The 20623-nt window shown below is 43.3% G+C and carries 11 protein-coding genes, 3 tRNA genes and 3 rRNA genes; 13 read left to right on the top strand and 4 right to left on the bottom strand.

The window, feature by feature from the left end; genetic code table 11:
- Positions 1 to 86: 86 nt before the first annotated feature.
- Complete coding sequence (locus tag ACAX20_RS14090) at positions 87 to 1046, bottom strand: bifunctional precorrin-2 dehydrogenase/sirohydrochlorin ferrochelatase (RefSeq protein ID WP_371187196.1); 960 nt, start codon at positions 1044 to 1046, stop codon at positions 87 to 89.
- Between the two features lie 161 nt (positions 1047 to 1207).
- On the opposite strand from ACAX20_RS14090, the gene prmA reads away from it, so the two are divergent.
- The 6 genes from prmA to purD all read left to right on the top strand — a co-directional run bounded on the left by prmA (position 1208) and on the right by purD (position 7834).
- The gene (gene prmA / locus ACAX20_RS14085; protein ID WP_371187194.1) at positions 1208 to 2092 is read left to right on the top strand and encodes a 50S ribosomal protein L11 methyltransferase; all 885 of its coding nucleotides are present in this window, start codon (positions 1208 to 1210) and stop codon (positions 2090 to 2092) included.
- 215 nt (positions 2093 to 2307) lie between these two features.
- On the top strand, positions 2308 to 3276 hold the full coding sequence (dusB, locus tag ACAX20_RS14080; protein ID WP_371187192.1) for a tRNA dihydrouridine synthase DusB: 969 nt from the start codon (positions 2308 to 2310) through the stop codon (positions 3274 to 3276).
- A 16-nt stretch (positions 3277 to 3292) separates the two neighbouring features.
- Positions 3293 to 3580, top strand: a complete 288-nt coding sequence (gene fis / locus ACAX20_RS14075) for a DNA-binding transcriptional regulator Fis (RefSeq protein ID WP_135438976.1) — start codon at positions 3293 to 3295, stop codon at positions 3578 to 3580.
- 301 nt (positions 3581 to 3881) lie between these two features.
- Positions 3882 to 5468: a bifunctional phosphoribosylaminoimidazolecarboxamide formyltransferase/IMP cyclohydrolase gene (purH, locus tag ACAX20_RS14070; RefSeq protein ID WP_371187190.1), complete on the top strand. Its 1587-nt coding sequence runs from the start codon at positions 3882 to 3884 to the stop codon at positions 5466 to 5468.
- 229 nt (positions 5469 to 5697) lie between these two features.
- Positions 5698 to 6525, top strand: a complete 828-nt coding sequence (locus ACAX20_RS14065; RefSeq protein WP_371187188.1) for a class I SAM-dependent methyltransferase — start codon at positions 5698 to 5700, stop codon at positions 6523 to 6525.
- 25 nt (positions 6526 to 6550) lie between these two features.
- Positions 6551 to 7834 (top strand): phosphoribosylamine--glycine ligase, encoded by a 1284-nt coding sequence (gene purD / locus ACAX20_RS14060; RefSeq protein WP_371187186.1) that lies wholly within the window; start codon positions 6551 to 6553, stop codon positions 7832 to 7834.
- Between the two features lie 109 nt (positions 7835 to 7943).
- Here the strand turns inward: purD and ACAX20_RS14055 are convergent, their stop codons facing one another.
- Entirely contained in the window at positions 7944 to 8405 is a 462-nt protein-coding gene (locus tag ACAX20_RS14055; protein WP_371187184.1) for an RNA recognition motif domain-containing protein, read from the bottom strand.
- 672 nt (positions 8406 to 9077) lie between these two features.
- On the opposite strand from ACAX20_RS14055, the gene ACAX20_RS14050 reads away from it, so the two are divergent.
- The 6 genes from ACAX20_RS14050 (at position 9078) to ACAX20_RS14025 (ending at position 14366) form a co-directional block, all read left to right on the top strand.
- A 16S ribosomal RNA gene (locus ACAX20_RS14050) occupies positions 9078 to 10617 on the top strand.
- Positions 10618 to 10694: 77 nt separating this feature from the next.
- Positions 10695 to 10770: transfer RNA gene (locus ACAX20_RS14045), tRNA-Ala, on the top strand.
- Positions 10771 to 10804: 34 nt separating this feature from the next.
- Positions 10805 to 10881, top strand: a tRNA-Ile gene (locus tag ACAX20_RS14040).
- Between the two features lie 288 nt (positions 10882 to 11169).
- Positions 11170 to 14051 (top strand): 23S ribosomal RNA (locus ACAX20_RS14035).
- Between the two features lie 104 nt (positions 14052 to 14155).
- Positions 14156 to 14270 (top strand): 5S ribosomal RNA (rrf, locus tag ACAX20_RS14030).
- Together the 16S, 23S and 5S rRNA genes with 3 tRNA genes alongside form the textbook arrangement of a ribosomal RNA operon.
- A gap of 11 nt (positions 14271 to 14281) precedes the next feature.
- Positions 14282 to 14366 (top strand) — tRNA-Tyr (locus ACAX20_RS14025).
- Positions 14367 to 14664: 298 nt separating this feature from the next.
- Here ACAX20_RS14025 and ACAX20_RS14020 read toward each other — a convergent pair.
- Both ACAX20_RS14020 and ACAX20_RS14015 read right to left on the bottom strand, forming a co-directional pair.
- Positions 14665 to 15423, bottom strand: coding sequence for a tetratricopeptide repeat protein (locus ACAX20_RS14020; RefSeq protein ID WP_371187182.1), 759 nt, complete (start codon positions 15421 to 15423; stop codon positions 14665 to 14667).
- A 170-nt stretch (positions 15424 to 15593) separates the two neighbouring features.
- The gene (locus tag ACAX20_RS14015; protein WP_371187180.1) at positions 15594 to 17453 is read right to left on the bottom strand and encodes a serine hydrolase domain-containing protein; all 1860 of its coding nucleotides are present in this window, start codon (positions 17451 to 17453) and stop codon (positions 15594 to 15596) included.
- Between the two features lie 235 nt (positions 17454 to 17688).
- Between ACAX20_RS14015 and ACAX20_RS14010 the strand changes: the two genes are divergently transcribed.
- A complete protein-coding gene (locus ACAX20_RS14010; RefSeq protein ID WP_371187178.1) occupies positions 17689 to 19923 on the top strand; it encodes a winged helix-turn-helix domain-containing protein in 2235 nt (744 codons plus the stop codon).
- The last annotated feature ends 700 nt before the right edge of the window (positions 19924 to 20623 follow it).

Genomic DNA, 20623 nt, shown 5'->3' with positions numbered 1-20623 from the left:
ATCGTTTTGGGCTTTCGTGAGTATTTCAGTCTGGTATTGTAGTCACGTGTATTTAAGTAAAGAGAGGTAACCCACAAAATGCATATTTAACGGCCACAGACGATGTGCCGGATGGGCTGATGCTCATGTTGCTGAGCGATATGTAGAGTAAGCTTATCGGCCATTTTTGAATCGCTATGTACTAATACACTGATTGTGTTCACTCTCTGGCGTGCACTCATGACATCGGCTATTTGCCAATCACTTACTTTCTCTGCATCACGACGACAATAATCGTTGAAGTATTGCTGTAATTCGGCGCTAATAAATACTTGGTCACTGCTTTGCAGCTGTCGGTATGCTTGTAGAGTTAATGTGTCTGGATTATCACTGAACACTGTTATCAATGTGACTGTCGCTGTATCACTTTGTTCGCAACAACCGAGTAATTGACTAAACTGAAGCTCAGCCTTTTCAATGTCACCTTTGGTTAGGTACTCGTTAAGGTCAGAGTTAATAACGTTTTGCCAAAATTGTCGGCGCTGTGCAAATGACGGGATTTGTTGTTGAACTTTTTTACGCTTGTCACCAAGAAACGTAGCTAATACACCATAGCTTGCAGGCAGTAGTTGATCTATTTGTTGCTTTAATAGCTGCAACATCATGGGCGCTTGACCACTGCTAGATAAGGCAATCAGCATTGGCTCTCGGTCAATTATGGCGGGGGTGATATAGCTGCATAACTCTGGACTATCGACCACATTAACTAAGATATTACGTTGCTGACATTGCTGGGCAATTTGTGAGTTGACGACATTGTTATTGGTTGCGGCGATGACTAAATTCGTCTGCTTGGGCAGTAAACTGATATCATAATCGGCTTTTATCAGCTTAAGCTTGTGATGACTAATAAGTCTGTCAACGGTCACTGAAGTGGCAGAGCTTAGTACAGTAATGCCTGCTTGGCTTTTTAATAGCAATTCAATTTTGCGAGCAGCCACCTGTCCGGCACCAATCACTACGCAGTGCATCTTTTTCGCATCTAAAAATATCGGAAAATAATCCATATCAACTCATTACCTGACGATTGCTGTTGCCATTATGGTTGTTCACTTTATCGACTTATCTTTGTTGATAACAATATTTTTTTATAATTTCATATAAGCCTTATCCCTTTTAGGGTGACAGTGGTAAAATTATCAGTAATTTGTGATTTAGAGATGAAAACATGCCTTGGATACAGTTACGTTTACAAGCAAATGAAGAAACGGCAGAAAAATACAGTGATTGGCTAATGGCCTGTGGCTCACAAGCTGTGACTTTTATTGACGCGAAAGATACGCCTATTTATGAGCCATTACCTGGTGATGAAGTTGTTTACTGGCATAACACAGTTGTCATGGGCTTATTTGATGCAAGCCACGATATGGAAAAAGTCATTAGCTACTTACAAAGCATCCATCCTGATGGCAAAAACATGCAGTACAAGCAAGAGCTACTCGAAGACAAAGATTGGGAACGCGAATGGATGGACAACTTCCATCCAATGAAGTTTGGAACTCGCCTTTGGATTTGCCCAAGTTGGCGCGAAGTACCAGATCCTGACGCGGTCAACGTTATGCTGGATCCGGGTCTTGCTTTTGGTACCGGTACGCACCCAACAACGGCACTGTGCTTAACCTGGCTAGACTCACTCGATCTGGAAGGTAAAACTGTGGTCGATTTTGGTTGTGGTTCGGGTATTTTATCATTGGCGGCGCTAAAGCTTGGTGCTAAGAAAGTGATAGGTATTGATATTGACCCACAAGCATTACAAGCCAGTGAAGAAAACGCTAAGCGTAACGGTGTCGCCGATCGTTTAGAGCTGTTTTTACCAAAAGATCAACCTAGCTTAAAAGCCGATATTGTGGTGGCCAATATCCTTGCGGGTCCGTTGCGTGAGCTTGCCCCGGTAATTACTGACTATGTTGCGCCTGGTGGCTTGTTAGCGTTATCCGGCATTTTAGAAGAGCAGGGCGAAGAGCTTAATAAAGTATATGGCCAATGGTGTGACATGGCACCAATCACCGTGCAAGAAGAATGGGTACGTTTGAACGGTGTTCGCTACAAATAGTTAACCGTTGTGTACTAATTAGCCGACTTTATGTATCTAAATGACGGGAACCTGTAGCCAATTTCCGTCATTTTTTTGATGAAAATATGAATTGTTAAAAGTCAACCAGAAAAACATATAAAAAAGGCTGAATTGTTCAATTTATCTACTTTTATTTCCTAAAAAAAACACGTAAACTTAGCGCCCTTTTTAGCCTTAGCTCAAAAAAACATCACGTGAAAATAGGTCCATATCAGTTAGACAATAATGTCATTCTCGCGCCAATGGCGGGAATTACCGATAAACCGTTTCGACAGCTTTGTTGTCGTCTTGGGGCAGGTATGGCTGTAGGTGAAATGCTGTCTTCAAACCCTCAGGTTTGGAAGTCAGGCAAGTCGCAGCGACGTATGCAACACAGTGATGAAGCGGGAATCCGTTCGGTACAAATCGCCGGTTCAGAGCCAGAAGAAATGGCTTTTGCTGCGCAGTTTAATGCCGACAATGGCGCACAAATCATTGACATTAACATGGGCTGCCCAGCCAAAAAAGTGAATAAAAAACTTGCAGGCTCGGCGTTGCTTAAAGCACCACAACAAGTGGAGCAAATTGTTAAAGCGGTGGTGGCTGCGGTTGATATTCCTGTGACCTTGAAAATTCGCACCGGTTGGTGTGAAGATTCTCGTAATGGTGTGAAAATCGCCAAAATTGCCGAGGCTAATGGTATCCAAGCACTCGCGGTTCATGGCCGTACTCGTAGCGACTTTTATAAAGGCGAAGCAGAGTACGATACCATCAAAGCGATTAAAGCGGCGATATCGATACCAGTGATCGCCAATGGTGATATCACTGGCCCAGAAAAAGCAAAGCAGGTATTAGATTATACCGGAGCTGATGCGGTCATGGTGGGACGAGCAGCGCAAGGCCGACCATGGATTTTTCGAGAAATTAACCACTTTCTTGAAAGCGGTGAGTTATTGCCGCATCCAGACGTGAGCGAAGTTAGGGATATTTTACTTGGCCATGTTTCTGAGCTACACAAATTTTATGGCGAGTTTATGGGTGTTCGTATTGCTCGTAAGCACGTGTCTTGGTACTTGCAAACGCATGATCAAGGTAAACAGTTTCGTTCCATATTTAATGCTCTTGAGTTGCCCGAGCAACAATTATCAGCATTAAATATGTTTTTTGAAAATTTAACTAATTAGAAAGAGTCTGAACTTTATGTTTGAACAAAATATTACTTCTCCATTTGTTATCGGTGACCTACAAACTCAGACCAAGGCATCACCATTACGTACTCAAGCGAAGGTAGCGATTAAAAACTACTTATCTCAATTAAACGGTAACGATGTTGATGATATGTACGAATTGGTTCTATCAGAAATTGAAGCGCCAATGCTTGAAGAAGTAATGCAGTACACTCGCGGTAACCAAACTCGTGCAGCAAACTTGCTAGGTATCAACCGCGGTACTTTACGCAAGAAGCTGAAAAAATACGGCATGAATTAATTCCGGGCAGGTTAGCCTGCCTTAAAGCACCTTCGGGTGCTTTTTTTATTCAAGGGCAAATTTATTTCTGTTGCCCCATGGAAGGTAAAAAACAGATTTATTCAGGGACGAATACTCAGGGAGTAGCTGTTTACGTAGCGTACTCTATATAAAAATAAGAAATGTTTAGTTGTAGTTTAAGCGCAAGTAATAATCACCCGCGGTAATTTTGGCTCGCACAGTTACCTCAACGCTCAGCTGCAATCATCTTATTCAAACAAATTTGATTTTTAAATTTACACTGAAAAGGTAAACAAAAACTATGGAAACCCCACGTCCAATTAAACGTGCGCTACTTAGCGTATCTGACAAAACAGGTATTGTTGAGTTTGCTACTGCCTTGGCTAGCCAAGGTGTGGATATTTTATCAACAGGCGGTACAGCTAAGCTACTAGCTGAAAATGGTATCAAAGTGACTGAAGTGTCAGATTACACCGGTCACCCAGAAATCATGGACGGTCGTGTAAAAACCTTACACCCAAAAGTTCATGGTGGTATTTTAGCGCGTCGCGATATGGACGAAGCGGTGATGAGCGAAAACAACATCTCTGCTATCGATATGGTTGTTGTTAACTTGTACCCATTTGCAAAAACCGTTGCGAACGAAGGTTGTACATTATCAGACGCAATCGAAAATATCGATATCGGTGGCCCAACTATGGTACGTGCGGCAGCGAAAAACCACAAAGATGTGACGATTGTTGTTAACGCCCATGACTATGACCGTGTGTTAGCTGAAATGGCCGAAAACAATGGCTCACTAACTCAACAAACGCGTTTTGATTTAGCGATTTCTGCATTTGAACACACAGCAAGTTATGACGGCATGATTGCTAACTACTTTGGTAAAATGCTACCAGCGTACGGTGAGCAAGAACAGTCAGCTTCTGACTTTCCACGCACCTACAACACGCAGTTCATCAAAAAGCAAGACTTGCGCTACGGTGAAAACTCTCATCAGCAAGCAGCATTTTACGTAGAAGCAGAACCACAAGAAGCGTCGGTGGCAACTGCAGAGCAAATTCAAGGTAAAGCATTATCGTACAACAACATCGCTGATACCGATGCCGCGCTTGAGTGTGTTAAAGAATTTGATAAGCCGGCGTGTGTTATCGTTAAGCATGCTAACCCATGTGGTGTTGCATTAGGTGATAATATCCTTGAAGCTTACGAAAAAGCATTTAAAACAGATCCAACGTCAGCGTTTGGTGGCATCATTGCCTTTAACAAAGAATTAGACGCTGATACTGCAGAAGCGATTGTATCTCGTCAATTCGTTGAAGTGATTATTGCACCAGTGGTTTCAGAAGCGGCTAAGCAAATCGTGGCAGCTAAGCCTAATGTTCGTCTATTAGAGTGTGGTCAGTGGAACCAACAAACTAACGGTCATGAGCTTAAGCGCGTAAACGGTGGTTTATTAGTACAAGACCGTGACCAAGGTATGGTTGGCTTGGACGACTTGAAAGTTGTAACTAAGCGTCAGCCTACTGCTGAAGAGATGAATGATTTATTATTCTGCTGGAAAGTAGCGAAGTTTGTTAAATCAAATGCAATCGTGTATGCAAAAGGTGATATGACTATTGGCGTTGGTGCCGGTCAAATGAGTCGTGTTTACTCAGCGAAAATTGCAGGCATTAAAGCAGCTGATGAAAACCTTGAAGTTAAAGGTTCTGTGATGGCATCTGATGCATTCTTCCCATTCCGTGATGGCTTAGACGCAGCAGCTGAAGCAGGCATTACTGCGGTAATTCAGCCGGGCGGTTCAATGCGTGACGAAGAAGTTATCGCTGCAGCCGACGAGCACGGTATTGCCATGGTGTTTACTGGTATGCGTCACTTCCGCCACTAGTAAATCGAGATTGCCGAGACCAAACTCTCGGCAATCAATGTCTTGTGAACAAAGTTTTTTAATCTCTCGTTTATCTGTTATAACTAAGTTCTATCTACCTGTAGAAATTAGCTTTTTTGTAATAATTGGGTGCATATAGATAATCTATCTTAGATACCTACCAACAAAGTATATTTCGCCATGTTCGTAGGTCTTAAAGTTAAACAACAATAAATATCAGGGAAATGTTATGAAATTAAAAACCTTAATTGCTTCGGCTATTCTTTCTGTTTCAGCATCAGGCTTTGCTGCTGATGAGACTAATACTGAGGCAGCAGTGACTGCATTACAGCAAGCGGTAAATGCTGAGCACCGTAGCGACAAAAATAAGTTACGCGATCAATACCGTAACCCAATAGCAACGCTGGAATTTTTTGGCTTTCGTCCAGACATGACCGTTGTTGAGATTGCTCCTGGTGGTGGTTGGTACACAGAAATTTTGGCGCCAGCATTAAAAGGCACTGGTAAGCTTTACGGTGCACATTACCCGGATACCGGTGAAGACAATTATTACAGTCGCTCGCGTAAAGCACTTGAAAAAAAGCTGGCTAGTAATGAAGTTTACAGTGAAGTTACCTTAACGGACTTTACCCCGCGCGTTGAAAGTGAAATCGCCCCACAAGGTAGCGCTGACTTAGTATTAACGTTCCGTAACCTACACAACTGGCGTGTAGAAGGGGTAGAGCAAATCTTTAAAGATAGCTACCGCGCGTTAAAGCCAGGTGGTGTACTTGGTGTTGTCGAACATCGCATGCCTGAATCACAAGACTTTGAAGAGAATTATAAAAGCGGTTACTTCCCACAAGCACTTGCTATCGAACTTGCTGAAAAAGCAGGTTTTGAATTAGCTGCAAGTAGCGAGATTAATGCCAACCCTAAAGATACTGCCGATCATCCTGGTGGTGTTTGGACATTACCACCGGTTATGCGCCTTAAAGATGAAGATCGTGAAAAGTATCTGGCGATTGGCGAAAGTGACCGTATGACACTTAAATTTGTTAAGCCTGCTGCTAAATAGCAGGCTCATAGGAACATTGTAATAAATGAACGTTTTAGTTATTGGTAGTGGCGGCCGTGAACATGCGCTAGCATGGAAAGTCGCACAATCAGCACAAGTCGAAAAAGTTTTTGTGGCCCCAGGTAATGCGGGCACAGCAACCGAGTCTAAGTTAGAAAATGTTGCTATCGACGTTGGTCAAATTACTGAACTTGTTGCTTTTGCCAAAGACAACCAGGTTGCGTTGACGATTGTTGGTCCAGAGCAACCCTTGGTTGATGGTGTTGTTGATGCATTTGAAGCCGAAGGCTTAATGATTTTCGGCCCGAGTGCCAAAGCAGCTCAGCTTGAAGGCTCAAAATCATTTACTAAAGACTTTTTAGCGCGTCATAACATTCCTACCGCCGCTTACCAAAACTTTACTGAAATTGAGCCAGCAATTGCTTACGTCCGTGAGCAAGGTGCGCCAATCGTTGTTAAAGCAGACGGTTTAGCCGCCGGTAAAGGTGTTATTGTAGCGATGACCCTAGAAGAAGCGGAAGATGCAATCAAAGATATGCTAGCTGGAAACGCATTTGGCGATGCGGGTCACCGAGTAGTTATTGAAGAATTCCTAGAAGGTGAAGAAGCAAGCTTCATTGTTATGGTTGACGGTAAAAACGTGCTACCAATGGCAACTAGCCAAGATCATAAACGTGCTTACAATGGTGATAAGGGACCAAACACCGGTGGTATGGGGGCTTACTCGCCTGCGCCAGTTGTGACAGCTGAAATTCATGATCGCATTATGAACGAAGTTATCTGGCCAACGGTTGAAGGTATGGCTAAAGAAGATGCACCATATAAAGGTTTCTTATACGCGGGATTGATGATTGCTGCTGATGGTACACCAAAGGTTATTGAATATAACTGTCGTTTTGGTGATCCTGAAACACAACCAATCATGATGCGCTTACAATCTGACTTAGTAGAGCTGTGCCTTGCGGCGTGCAAAGGCGATCTGGATAAAGTCACGATTGAATTTGACTCTCGTGCTGCGGTTGGTGTGGTATTGGCCGCGGGTGGTTATCCTGGTAGCTACAACAAAGGCGATGTTATCTCTGGTTTAGAGCTAAACACCCTAGTTGATCGTAAAACCTTCCATGCTGGCACGACAACTAAAGATGGCCAAGTGGTAACCGCTGGTGGTCGTGTATTATGTGCAACAGCTTTAGGCAATAGTGTAACCGATGCACAAAAAGCCGCTTATGAGTTGCTACAGCAAATCTCTTGGGAAGGTGTTGAGTTTAGAACCGACATTGCTTACCGAGCTATCGCTAGAGAGCAATAACCGTTAAGCCGACTTAAGGATTAACTTAAAGCAAGAAAAAACGGCAGTATATACTGCCGTTTTTATTATCTATAATTGAGCCGTGTGATAACGTTCCTTCAGTAAACGATTAAGCTCTACTTTGATCTGTATTCGGTCGCTCTTTCGCTTCGCGCACTTTTAATGTGCGTTGCTGAAATTCGGTATCGTTTAACGCTTCGATAATATTGTCTATATCATTCGCCGCAATTTCAACAAAGCCAAATCCGCGACGCTTACCTGTGTGCTTATCCTTCATTAATCTAACCGAATGCACAGAACCATACTCAGCAAATAGGCTGCGAACGGTCGCTTCGTTGGCTCGGTAGGGTAAATTGCCAACATATAATGTTTTTAGGTTGGTTTCTTCAACCTCATAATCATTACGACGATAAATGAAGTTAACAACGCATGGTGCAAGCAAGGCACCGACGAAAAGGCCTAAGGCAAGAGATGCCTGATCTAATTGTCCAGTAGCAGAAGCTGCATAGTAACCAATGATGGTAAGTGCTATTGCAACTAAGGCCCAAGTTAAAACTAATCGAGAATTCATGACTATTACCTGAGTTGATCTATACATTTTTTAAGCTATCAAATCTCATGTTAACGATATTTTAACAAACTGCAATGGTCAAATTTAAAAAAGCATATATAAAACAACAAACTTAGCCAAACTAAGCCCAATACTTGGGCACAGGTTTGTGACCAAAATGTAGTTAAAGGTGCGGCTTTTGGTATTTAAAACGCAATCAATTATTAAAATCGACCGCTTTTTGAGCAAACGATCCATTTGGCGCACTTTTTTCAAAAAAGGTGTTGACGTCTTCACGAAAATCTCTAAAATGCGCATCCACTTCCACAGGGCGCAAGTCAATACGGAAGCGGATTTGAAAAGCATCTTAGGTCGAATTATCCAAACTTAATGATGCCAACAAATTAAATTGAAAAAATTCAAATTTAATTGTTGACTTCAAATCTGGGATGCGTAAAATGCACATCCGCTTTCAACGGAAAGCACAGGCAACAACGAGTGTGATTGTTGCTTAAATTCTTTAACAAATAGTTATCATGCAATTTGTGTGAGCACTCACAAGAAAATGGTTTTACCATATTGCCTTTAAGGCATAACTTGATGAGTGACACGCAAAACGACATATGTCAAGTTGGTAGCAATACCAACAAGCGTAATTCATTGAGTCGATTCTTCGGAATCACGATTTAATTTTAATTGAAGAGTTTGATCATGGCTCAGATTGAACGCTGGCGGCAGGCTTAACACATGCAAGTCGAGCGGAAACGATTCTAGTTTACTAGAAGGCGTCGAGCGGCGGACGGGTGAGTAATGCTTGGGAATATGCCTTTAGGTGGGGGACAACAGTTGGAAACGACTGCTAATACCGCATAATGTCTACGGACCAAAGGAGGGGATCTTCGGACCTTTCGCCTTTAGATTAGCCCAAGTGAGATTAGCTAGATGGTGGGGTAATGGCCTACCATGGCGACGATCTCTAGCTGGTTTGAGAGGATGATCAGCCACACTGGGACTGAGACACGGCCCAGACTCCTACGGGAGGCAGCAGTGGGGAATATTGCACAATGGGCGAAAGCCTGATGCAGCCATGCCGCGTGTGTGAAGAAGGCCTTCGGGTTGTAAAGCACTTTCAGTAGGGAGGAAAGGGTAGTCGCTAATATCGGCTATCTGTGACGTTACCTACAGAAGAAGCACCGGCTAACTCCGTGCCAGCAGCCGCGGTAATACGGAGGGTGCGAGCGTTAATCGGAATTACTGGGCGTAAAGCGTGCGTAGGCGGATTGTTAAGCGAGATGTGAAAGCCCAGGGCTCAACCTTGGAACTGCATTTCGAACTGGCTGTCTAGAGTATTGTAGAGGGTGGTGGAATTTCCAGTGTAGCGGTGAAATGCGTAGAGATTGGAAGGAACATCAGTGGCGAAGGCGGCCACCTGGACAAATACTGACGCTGAGGCACGAAAGCGTGGGGAGCAAACAGGATTAGATACCCTGGTAGTCCACGCCGTAAACGATGTCAACTAGCTGTCTGTGGACTTGATCCGTGGGTAGCGTAGCTAACGCGCTAAGTTGACCGCCTGGGGAGTACGGCCGCAAGGTTAAAACTCAAATGAATTGACGGGGGCCCGCACAAGCGGTGGAGCATGTGGTTTAATTCGATGCAACGCGAAGAACCTTACCATCCCTTGACATCCAGAGAACTTACTAGAGATAGTTTGGTGCCTTCGGGAACTCTGAGACAGGTGCTGCATGGCTGTCGTCAGCTCGTGTTGTGAAATGTTGGGTTAAGTCCCGCAACGAGCGCAACCCCTATCCTTATTTGCCAGCGCTTCGGGCGGGAACTCTAAGGAGACTGCCGGTGATAAACCGGAGGAAGGTGGGGACGACGTCAAGTCATCATGGCCCTTACGGGATGGGCTACACACGTGCTACAATGGCGGATACAGAGGGCAGCAAGACCGCGAGGTGGAGCGAATCCCAGAAAGTCCGTCGTAGTCCGGATTGGAGTCTGCAACTCGACTCCATGAAGTCGGAATCGCTAGTAATCGTGGATCAGAATGCCACGGTGAATACGTTCCCGGGCCTTGTACACACCGCCCGTCACACCATGGGAGTGGGTTGCAAAAGAAGTAGCTAGTTTAACCTTCGGGAGGACGGTTACCACTTTGTGATTCATGACTGGGGTGAAGTCGTAACAAGGTAACCCTAGGGGAACCTGGGGTTGGATCACCTCCTTACCTTAAGTAAAACATTCCTTGTCGAGTGTTCACACAAATTGCATAGATAACGATTGTAAGAGAAGTATCTCAGTAGTGGGGCTATAGCTCAGCTGGGAGAGCGCCTGCCTTGCACGCAGGAGGTCAGCAGTTCGATCCTGCTTAGCTCCACCATTTACTGAAACTTTGGTAGACATACCTATGTAGTAGGTCTGTAGCTCAGCTGGTTAGAGCGCACCCCTGATAAGGGTGAGGTCGGTAGTTCAAGTCTACTCAGACCTACCATTTTACTTCTCAAAGAACTCAAACATAAGCGCTGACGTTTATGTTTGAGTTTTTGACTCACTGTTCTTTAAAAATTTGGAAAGCTGATATTAAACCCGGTATTTCATAGAAGACTATGTCGCGTAGTTCTTCATTAAATGTGAAATACCAAAACGAAGAAGAAATTCTTCAAAATTGATTTTTAAAATCAATTTCTTTCAAGACATTCTTATGAATGCGTGAACATGTCAGACATACATTTGGGTTCGGTTTTGTCACCGAATCACTCGAAACTTTTTGGGGTTGTATGGTTAAGTGACTAAGCGTATGTGGTGGATGCCTTGGCAGTTAGAGGCGATGAAGGACGTGTTAATCTGCGATAAGCTGTGTTGAGCCGATAAAAGGCGTTATAAGCACAGATTTCCGAATGGGGAAACCCACCTGTCATAAGGCAGGTATCGTTAAGTGAATACATAGCTTAACGAGGCGAACCGGGAGAACTGAAACATCTAAGTACCCCGAGGAAAAGAAATCAACCGAGATTTCCTTAGTAGCGGCGAGCGAACGGGAATTAGCCCTTAAGCGGTTTGTGAATTAGTGGAATAAGCTGGAAAGCTTGACGATACAGGGTGATAGTCCCGTACACGAAAATGACCTTACCGTGAAATCGAGTAGGACGGAACACGTGAAATTCTGTTTGAATATGGGGGGACCATCCTCCAAGGCTAAATACTCCTAACTGACCGATAGTGAACCAGTACCGTGAGGGAAAGGCGAAAAGAACCCCTGTGAGGGGAGTGAAATAGAACCTGAAACCGCATACGTACAAGCAGTGGAAGCCTTCGGGTGACTGCGTACCTTTTGTATAATGGGTCAGCGACTTACATTTTGTAGCAAGGTTAACCGATTAGGGGAGCCGTAGCGAAAGCGAGTGTTAACTGCGCGTTTAGTTGCAAGGTGTAGACCCGAAACCCGGCGATCTACCCATGGGCAGGTTGAAGGTTGAGTAACATCAACTGGAGGACCGAACACACGTATGTTGAAAAATGCGGTGATGACCTGTGGGTCGGAGTGAAAGGCTAATCAAGCCGGGAGATAGCTGGTTCTCCCCGAAATCTATTTAGGTAGAGCCTCGGACGAACACCACTGGGGGTAGAGCACTGTTAAGGCTAGGGGGTCATCCCGACTTACCAACCCTTTGCAAACTCCGAATACCAGTGAGTGATATCCGGGAGACACACGGCGGGTGCTAACGTCCGTCGTGGAAAGGGAAACAACCCAGACCGCCAGCTAAGGTCCCAAAGTCTATGTTAAGTGGGAAACGATGTGGAAAGGCCCAGACAGCTAGGAGGTTGGCTTAGAAGCAGCCATCCTTTAAAGAAAGCGTAATAGCTCACTAGTCGAGTCGGTCTGCGCGGAAGATGTAACGGGGCTAAACATAGCACCGAAGCTGCGGATTTGAACTTAGGTTCAAGTGGTAGGGGAGCGTTCTGTAAGCCGTTGAAGGTGTGTTGTAAAGCATGCTGGAGGTATCAGAAGTGCGAATGCTGACATGAGTAACGATAATGGGGGTGAAAAACCCCCACGCCGAAAGACCAAGGTTTCCTGTCCCATGTTAATCAGGGCAGGGTAAGTCGGCCCCTAAGGCGAGGCGGAAACGCGTAGTCGATGGGAAACAGATTAATATTTCTGTACTTCTTATAATTGCGAAGGAGGGACGGAGCAGGCTAGGCAAGCATGGCGTTGGTAGTCCATGTGAAAGTATGTAGGTTGGGAGTTTAGGCAAATCCGGACTCCTAAGACTGAGATACGAGACGAGACTCTACGGAGTTGAAGTTGTTGATGCCATACTTCCAGGAAAAGCTTCTAAGCATCAGATTATAAGGAACCGTACCCCAAACCGACACAGGTGGTTAGGTAGAGAATACTAAGGCGCTTGAGAGAACTCGGGTGAAGGAACTAGGCAAAATAGTACCGTAACTTCGGGAGAAGGTACGCCGGCTAGTGTGAATCCCTTGCGGAGTAAGCACCGGTCGGTCGAAGTAACCAGGTGGCTGGAACTGTTTATTAAAAACACAGCACTGTGCAAAATCGAAAGATGACGTATACGGTGTGACGCCTGCCCGGTGCCGGAAGGTTAATTGATTGGGTTAGCGCAAGCGAAGCTCATGATCGAAGCCCCGGTAAACGGCGGCCGTAACTATAACGGTCCTAAGGTAGCGAAATTCCTTGTCGGGTAAGTTCCGACCTGCACGAATGGCGTAATCATGGCCACACTGTCTCCACCCGAGACTCAGTGAAATTGAATTTGCGGTTAAGATGCCGTATACCCGCGGCTAGACGGAAAGACCCCGTGAACCTTTACTATAGCTTGACAGTGAACATTGCTCCTACATGTGTAGGATAGGTGGGAGGCTTTGAAGCGAGTACGCCAGTATTCGTGGAGCCAATCTTGAAATACCACCCTTGTATGCGTGATGTTCTAACCTGGGCCAGTAATCCTGGCTGGGGACACTGTCTGGTGGGTAGTTTGACTGGGGCGGTCTCCTCCCAAAGCGTAACGGAGGAGCACGAAGGTTGGCTAAGTACGGTCGGACATCGTACGGTTAGTGCAATGGCATAAGCCAGCTTAACTGCGAGACAGACACGTCGAGCAGGTACGAAAGTAGGTCATAGTGATCCGGTGGTTCTGTATGGAAGGGCCATCGCTCAACGGATAAAAGGTACTCCGGGGATAACAGGCTGATACCGCCCAAGAGTTCATATCGACGGCGGTGTTTGGCACCTCGATGTCGGCTCATCACATCCTGGGGCTGAAGTCGGTCCCAAGGGTATGGCTGTTCGCCATTTAAAGTGGTACGCGAGCTGGGTTTAGAACGTCGTGAGACAGTTCGGTCCCTATCTGCCGTGGGCGTTTGAGAATTGAAGAGGGCTGCTCCTAGTACGAGAGGACCGGAGTGGACGAACCTCTGGTGTTCCGGTTGTCACGCCAGTGGCATTGCCGGGTAGCTATGTTCGGAACTGATAACCGCTGAAAGCATCTAAGCGGGAAGCAGGCTTTGAGATGAGTTCTCACTGGGACTTTAAGTCCCCTAAAGGGTCGTCGGAGACTACGACGTTGATAGGCAGGGTGTGTAAGCGTTGTGAGGCGTTGAGCTAACCTGTACTAATTGCCCGTGAGGCTTAACCATACAACACCCAAGAGGTTTTCGTATGGTCTGACAAATAAGTTCAAGCATTCATATTGAAAGAAAAAAGTTAAATATCAGATTTCCGAATTTATAAAAGTTTTTTGTCTGGCGACAATAGCACTTTGGAACCACCTGAACCCATGCCGAACTCAGAAGTGAAACGAAGTAGCGCCGATGGTAGTGTGGGAGTTCCCATGTGAGAGTAGGTCATCGCCAGGCTTCCAATTTCTGGAGGGGTTCCCGAGTGGCCAAAGGGATCAGACTGTAAATCTGACGGCTCCGCCTTCGGTGGTTCGAATCCACCTCCCTCCACCATATACAAAAGCCTGCTATCTAGCAGGCTTTTTTGGTTTCTAAGCCTTCAATATTTTCCCAATGCGTGTAACGCCATTCGCGTTTCACGCATTTCACTGTCACCAACTCCATATACCCTAACGATAAATCTAAGCATTGGTTTTAGAAGCGCTTTTCTTAATATCGTTAATAGGGCGTGCTCCTTCTAATAAACGTTAATGATTGCAGTGCTTTTAAACGCTGGGCTGTACCGCGTTGTTAACTGCCAGCTAAATAACGTTGAGCTCAGCTTTAATTGTATCTTCCTATGGTCTATTTCCTATTTTTCAGAGTAACTTGTTATTTTTGCACAAAGTTCAGAGTATTCTTCAGACGCGTAGGCAATACCTTGTTTCCTGGCTTCAGAAAACCAATACAGAGCTTGGTTGTAATTGACTTCTACTGATTCACCGTCGCGATACATTTGTGCTAAATTAATTTGAGCATATGGATGACCATCATGTGCGGCTTGCTTAAACAGTCGGAAAGCCTCATCAATATCTTGTTCGTATCCCATATTTCCTTGATAGTAGGAAATAGCCTGCTGATTGGCTTGCCCCCCTTGCCTCATGTTCCTTATTTTTTGGGTAGGTTGGTTAAGGTGATTAATTATCCCACCATATAAGTGTATCCCATTTGCGGAGCGCCCAACTTTACTGATGGTACCGTTTAGCCAATGTTGCTCAATTTCAGATTTTGCTAGCCGTACTAACTTATTTGAGAAAAACCTTCTCGTGAGTAATTTATCCGTGCGAATGCCTTTAACGGCATCCGATACCCTCAGATATACAAAATTACTGACTCTAAAAATTAATTCTGTCTCGGTTACAGAGTTAATTTGTGCAATCACGTATTTTTCGCGCAAAGGGGTATGGTCCTTGATTATCTTTTTTTCAAGGATATATACGTCATTTCTTTGTGGCGACTGGATTAACTTAAGTGTTTGCGCTTTTTGATAGTTATAGTACGAAAACGCTCCCCCGCCGATAAAGACTATCGAAAGAGTTATTGAAATTTGAACGAGTACTTTGCGCCACATGGATTTTCCGATTACATGTTGTGAATATCGCCTGAAAGATCTACCCATACAAATACATGATCGCTTTTGTTGGGAAGCCAGTTTTCAAAATGTTACTTCTTACTCTAAACGGCTGACTCAAGGCCCTGGATAGAGGGGCTTAGAATTTTAAAGGTTGGTATTAATGGGTTTTAAGTCCAAACCTGCATGCCGATCACGCCAAAATAAAAGAAGTAACATGCAACGATAAAGTGAATGATCGCACTGGTTTTATAAAACCAATAAGTAACAGGGGGAACAGATTGGATGCTTATCTTATTGCTCTGAAAAATTGCAATAAGTGTAAATATTGCAAAAGCGATGGTTGATAACATCATAGCGACAGAGATGATAGTTATGTTACCTAAGTGTGTGTGGGGAGCTTGCATGCCAACAAATACTGAAGCTAAGAAAACGAACCCTGAAACAGAAGCAAGACATGTCCAGCGTCGTATCCTTATGACATATTTGGAAAACGTCCTTCCTAGAAGCCTTCTAATTTCGTTAATTAACAACAATAGCAAAGTTAAAATAATTACCAGCAACCAGAGCATCGCAAATACAAATTGGCTATATAAGGCAAGTGAACTGATCCGCTTTAAGACTTTATCCTTGTAATGTAGCACTTGTCCATCTACGGGGTCATCGGCAATGGTTAGCTCTACCAATCCGTGTTCCGCAGATTTAAAACTATTTTCGCTTGCAGGGAGTAAAAGGTTGGCGGTGGTATAAAACAATAGACCGTTAATCGTCAGATTATTTTCTTTTGTGGTGACTTTATACGTCGCAGCCAGCCGGTTAAGAAAGTGAGCGACTTCATAATCTGAATTTAATTTATAATAGTAACCGCTAACCTCTGATGATTTGTTGTGAATGATGCTTTTTGCATTAACTCTAGGGGCGTGTAGGTACTGAGTTTGATAATTGACGATCTCCTTAGCGACTTTCTTTATCGCCGCTTGATTATTACTATTTGATAAAACGACAAAACCTACATTTGCTTCTGGCAGATACCGTAACTCAGCGAATGCACCATTTACAGAGCCATCATGTCCATAATATACCCATGGACCATATGCCCTTGCCGAGTTATTTAGCCCTTGAGCGGTTTGTATCGCACCTGCATTTGTCGATTCAGAACGTTGCATTCTTTCTAGTAATGCCTGTGCCAGTATCGGCTCGCCTTTTTGTACAAAAAACTGCGTAAATTTAGCCATGTCTTCTATGGTTGAGTTCACCGCGCCAGCAGGGCGGTAGATAAGGTGCTTATACGGCTGTGGGATGGTATTAATATAGGATGTGGCTCCGTTGGTTTTTACCTGCTCAGTTTGATAATAGGTTGAATTGACCATATTAAGTGGATTGAAAATTTCCGCCGTTACGAAGTTTTCAAATGTTTGTCCGCTAATTTTCTCAACGATTCGTGCTGCAACTGCGGCCCCAGAGTTTGTATAAGCATAGCGAGTACCTGGGGGCCAGCGAGATGTTCTTGATTCTGGATAAAATGTTAAGCTTTCACTCAAGTTTTGTTCAGGGGAGTTTATGCGAGCATACTCTTTAAACGCCAGGTTATCCCAACCGGTTGTATGCTCAAGCAAATGGACAATACGAATAGGATTATTGTCTTCCCATTTATTATAAAATTTAACACTCGGTACTATGGTTGAAACTTCATCTTCCAGGTGTAACCGCTGTTGCTCTACTAGTTTCAAGATGGCTAAAGACGAAAACATTTTTGACACTGAACCAATTCTATACAAGGTTTCGTTGTTTGCCTTTAGGTTTAATTCAATGTTCGCCATGCCATGAATACGAATAGTTGGTGATGTATCTTTTTCGATTAATGCATAGGCAATGGATGGAAGATTATTCTCCCTGGCAATCGCTTCTATTTTTATATCCAATTCTTTAAGGGTAATGTGATCAGAATGACTCGTATTTTCTTTTGCCATTGCAATGTTTATCAGTGGCAAAAACAGAGCTAGAAATTGCATTATTTTCAAGTTAGTCATATTGTGCTCATTTTGGTTTGGTTAATTTTATAAGTTGTCGAGATAAACATTTGCTCGGTACTGCGAAAAGTTTTGCTACAACACAAGAGTCAGGCGACTTGTTTGCCGCATCCTTAATAGAATTAAAATAGTGGCTGGGTTTTGACCAATAACTTTTTGTTTTCTTTCATGACGTTGTGCAATAATGATTAGGTCACAAAAAGTCACAATAAAAAATAACAACAAGGTTTAAAGCATGGATGGCAGGGAATCGAGCATTGATAAGTGCGTTGCATTCGGTGAATTTCTCTTAAATTTATCGAGCGAACGCCTTTATAAAAATGGTGAAGAAATAAAAGTCGAACCTCAATTGTTTGCTTGCTTAGCGTTATTGATTTCACGACCTTCACAGATAATTACCCGGGAAGAGATACAAGATAAGGTATGGGCAGGACGACATGTAAGTGACGAAGCTGTTCGCTCGGCCTTTAAAAAACTTCGCGCTGTGCTTGGTGATAACGCACGTAGTCCTCATTATATCAAAACCATTCCTAAGCAAGGCTATAAATTAGTTTCCCAGACTAATTGGCTAAATAGTGATACAAATACTATTCAACATGAGAATCCGCCAACCCATAAGCCGTTTTTATCGCAGTATTTTCACAACATCATTTATTTAATCAGTGTTTGTGCATTGTTAGCTGGATTTATGTGGTGGCAGCAGGCATTCGTAGCAAAAGGTAATAATGCTGTTCCGGCCGATTTTGAAATAACCAAATTAACGGAACTTGCAGGCTCTGAAATATACGCAAGTTATCATCCAAAAACGTCAAAGATAGCCTTCTCTCATCGCGGTGAAAGTAATGCCCCTCAACAAATATTCATAAAAAATCTGCAAAACAATCAACTTCATAAACTTAGTTGGGATGAGGCTCATTACACGGATGTTCATTGGTCCAAAAACGGTGGGCGATTGGCATTTACTCGAATGATCGCCGGTAACGTTAAAAATATCATCGTAGATGTTGGCGAAAAAGGAAATATCCTTGGCCAGAGTGAACTAAACGGCAGTATGTTCGATGACAAGTATGTTGTTGGCTGGTCTGGTGATAACGTGCTGTATCTTGCTCAACAAGGCTACTCAAATTCAAATAGAAGTATTTACAAAGTTCACTTGCCGACTGGGCAACTGTCTAAAGTTACTTCTCCCAAGGTCAATGGTTCGGGGGATTTTTTAGTTGCAGAGTCGATAAATGGACAAAACCTTGCGATTGTAAGAGAAGTTGCTAAACGCGAGTTTTCTTTATTGGTCATAAATATACAATCGGGTTCTTTGTTGGCTAACAGGGTATTACCGATAATTCCTAATCGACTGATTTGGCATAATGATAATACAGGGTTAACTATTAGCTCATTTGAGGGCGAAGCGATTAAGTTGGATATAGAAAAAAATACATTATCTCGAATACCTAAGCTTCCTCCCTATACCAATGATATCTTCGCAGAATGTGGCGACCAGTGCTATTTCATGAGACAGCATAATGGTAATTACCAGGATATTCAGGAGCAACCTAATCCATTTTCTCAGGAAGCTAGTGTTGATAATCAGGATAAGGTACCTAACCTCATCGCCAGTGAATTTCTGGCATTACCTGGCGCACAATATTTGCCAACATATAGTAAAAACGCTAAGTCGATATATTTTGCAACATATATTGATGAGGCGCTCTTAATCGAGAGAATAGTAATAGGCGAAGAAAAACAAATATTGGCCTGCTGGCCACCAACAACCAAACTGGAATCACTTCGTATTAATGAAAATGAAACATATTTAGCTGCTGTTGCCGATAACAGGCTTATCGTTCAAGCGATAAATAATGACCAATGTTTTCAGCAATCAGATTCCGATACATCGACGTATAAGGTTGCTGTCAACCAGCCGAATTTTATAACCTCTGCCCTGGAAAAAGTGTCCAATCCTTACTGGCATGCAGATAACAACTCCCTTTTTCTTACTGTGTTTGAAAATAACACGCCAGTAGTAGTGAAGCTTAATGTTAAACGTAATCACAGGAGCAAGATAAGTGAACACTATGTTGCTTATCGGCCTTTTGATGGTATTCAAGGTTTTAATGCCATTGCCGTAGACAATGATCTTATTACGTGGCTAATTAAAGAACAGGGAGCAAGTACTCAAGAGAATGTTAAATTAGCTCAATTTGAATCTGATAATTCACACCGCTGGGCGATTAACAATCATGGATTATATTTCACTTCCAGGTTGGGCCGGCAGGCTATTTTAAAATTCCTGCCGTTTGATGAAATAAATTATGATTTGACAGAGGATTTTCAAAATATTAGCAGTTCGACTATTGGCAATAACAGATTTAGGCTCAGTTTTGATCTGCATCCTACAAAAAATAAAATGCTGTTAGTAGAGTCATTAAGCGCCGAAAGCGATTTGGTGAAAGTCAAATGGGGAATAAACTAGTTTGTATCGACCACTGAAGCACAGTTAGCAGTTGTTGACACCTGTGACAAAGCGCACTGCTGGCTGGAGAAATTCAGTGGAGAAGCGTCAAGATGCAGTTAAGGGCAAACCTGACAGTTTGTTGTGGCAAGCAAGAGCGGTACAGACTCAATTGGGAACATATCAAAGGATCCCATTTGAAAGCCTAATAGAAGACAAAGCTATTTTTCTGAAAAGGTAATCGGATCTTATTGTGGCAATGTAAACAGCAAGAAAAAGAATTTCACTCAAAGTAATATTATTGAACATTGATATCGGGATTAGATTTATTCTCACAACTCATTGTTTAAAAGCTTAGTTTATACAATCAAGCTTATGCAAAGCCTAAATCCGTTAGGCACAACGGATATTAAAAATTACATTTTCGAGTCTTTGGTCAAAACAAAGCTTTAAATACAAAAAATTCAGTTCTTTTGTCTGCCGATTATCTTTAGGTGTTTAATTTTCTCCATTCGGTTATTGGAAAATTCACCGTTATTAGGCTCCTTAACCACTAAAGAACAGTCAAACCACATCCAATTTGTATGTTATCTGAGCGATCAAACCAAAAGATCCCACATATTTAAAAAAAGGGGTTGATCTTATCTCAAGGATCCTTAAAATGCACATCCACTTCCACGGCGAAACACGGTTTCACAGGAAGTTAGTTTTATGTCTCTAG

It is taken from the genome of Thalassotalea sp. Sam97 (assembly GCF_041379765.1).
GTDB lineage: Bacteria > Pseudomonadota > Gammaproteobacteria > Enterobacterales > Alteromonadaceae > Thalassotalea_A > Thalassotalea_A maritima.
The sequence above is the reverse complement of the archived record's forward strand: the minus strand, read 5'-3'. Positions and strand labels throughout refer to the sequence as shown.

What these genes read in the sequence shown, in the direction of transcription:
- fis (WP_135438976.1), top strand. Translation starts at nt 3,293, where the DNA reads ATGTTTGAACAAAATATTACTTCTCCATTTGTTATCGGTGACCTACAA.
- ACAX20_RS14015 (WP_371187180.1), bottom strand. Translation starts at nt 17,453, where the DNA reads ATGACTAACTTGAAAATAATGCAATTTCTAGCTCTGTTTTTGCCACTG.
- purD (WP_371187186.1), top strand. Translation starts at nt 6,551, where the DNA reads ATGAACGTTTTAGTTATTGGTAGTGGCGGCCGTGAACATGCGCTAGCA.
- ACAX20_RS14090 (WP_371187196.1), bottom strand. Translation starts at nt 1,046, where the DNA reads ATGGATTATTTTCCGATATTTTTAGATGCGAAAAAGATGCACTGCGTA.
- ACAX20_RS14010 (WP_371187178.1), top strand. Translation starts at nt 17,689, where the DNA reads ATGGATGGCAGGGAATCGAGCATTGATAAGTGCGTTGCATTCGGTGAA.
- purH (WP_371187190.1), top strand. Translation starts at nt 3,882, where the DNA reads ATGGAAACCCCACGTCCAATTAAACGTGCGCTACTTAGCGTATCTGAC.
- ACAX20_RS14065 (WP_371187188.1), top strand. Translation starts at nt 5,698, where the DNA reads ATGAAATTAAAAACCTTAATTGCTTCGGCTATTCTTTCTGTTTCAGCA.
- ACAX20_RS14020 (WP_371187182.1), bottom strand. Translation starts at nt 15,423, where the DNA reads ATGTGGCGCAAAGTACTCGTTCAAATTTCAATAACTCTTTCGATAGTC.
- prmA (WP_371187194.1), top strand. Translation starts at nt 1,208, where the DNA reads ATGCCTTGGATACAGTTACGTTTACAAGCAAATGAAGAAACGGCAGAA.
- ACAX20_RS14055 (WP_371187184.1), bottom strand. Translation starts at nt 8,405, where the DNA reads ATGAATTCTCGATTAGTTTTAACTTGGGCCTTAGTTGCAATAGCACTT.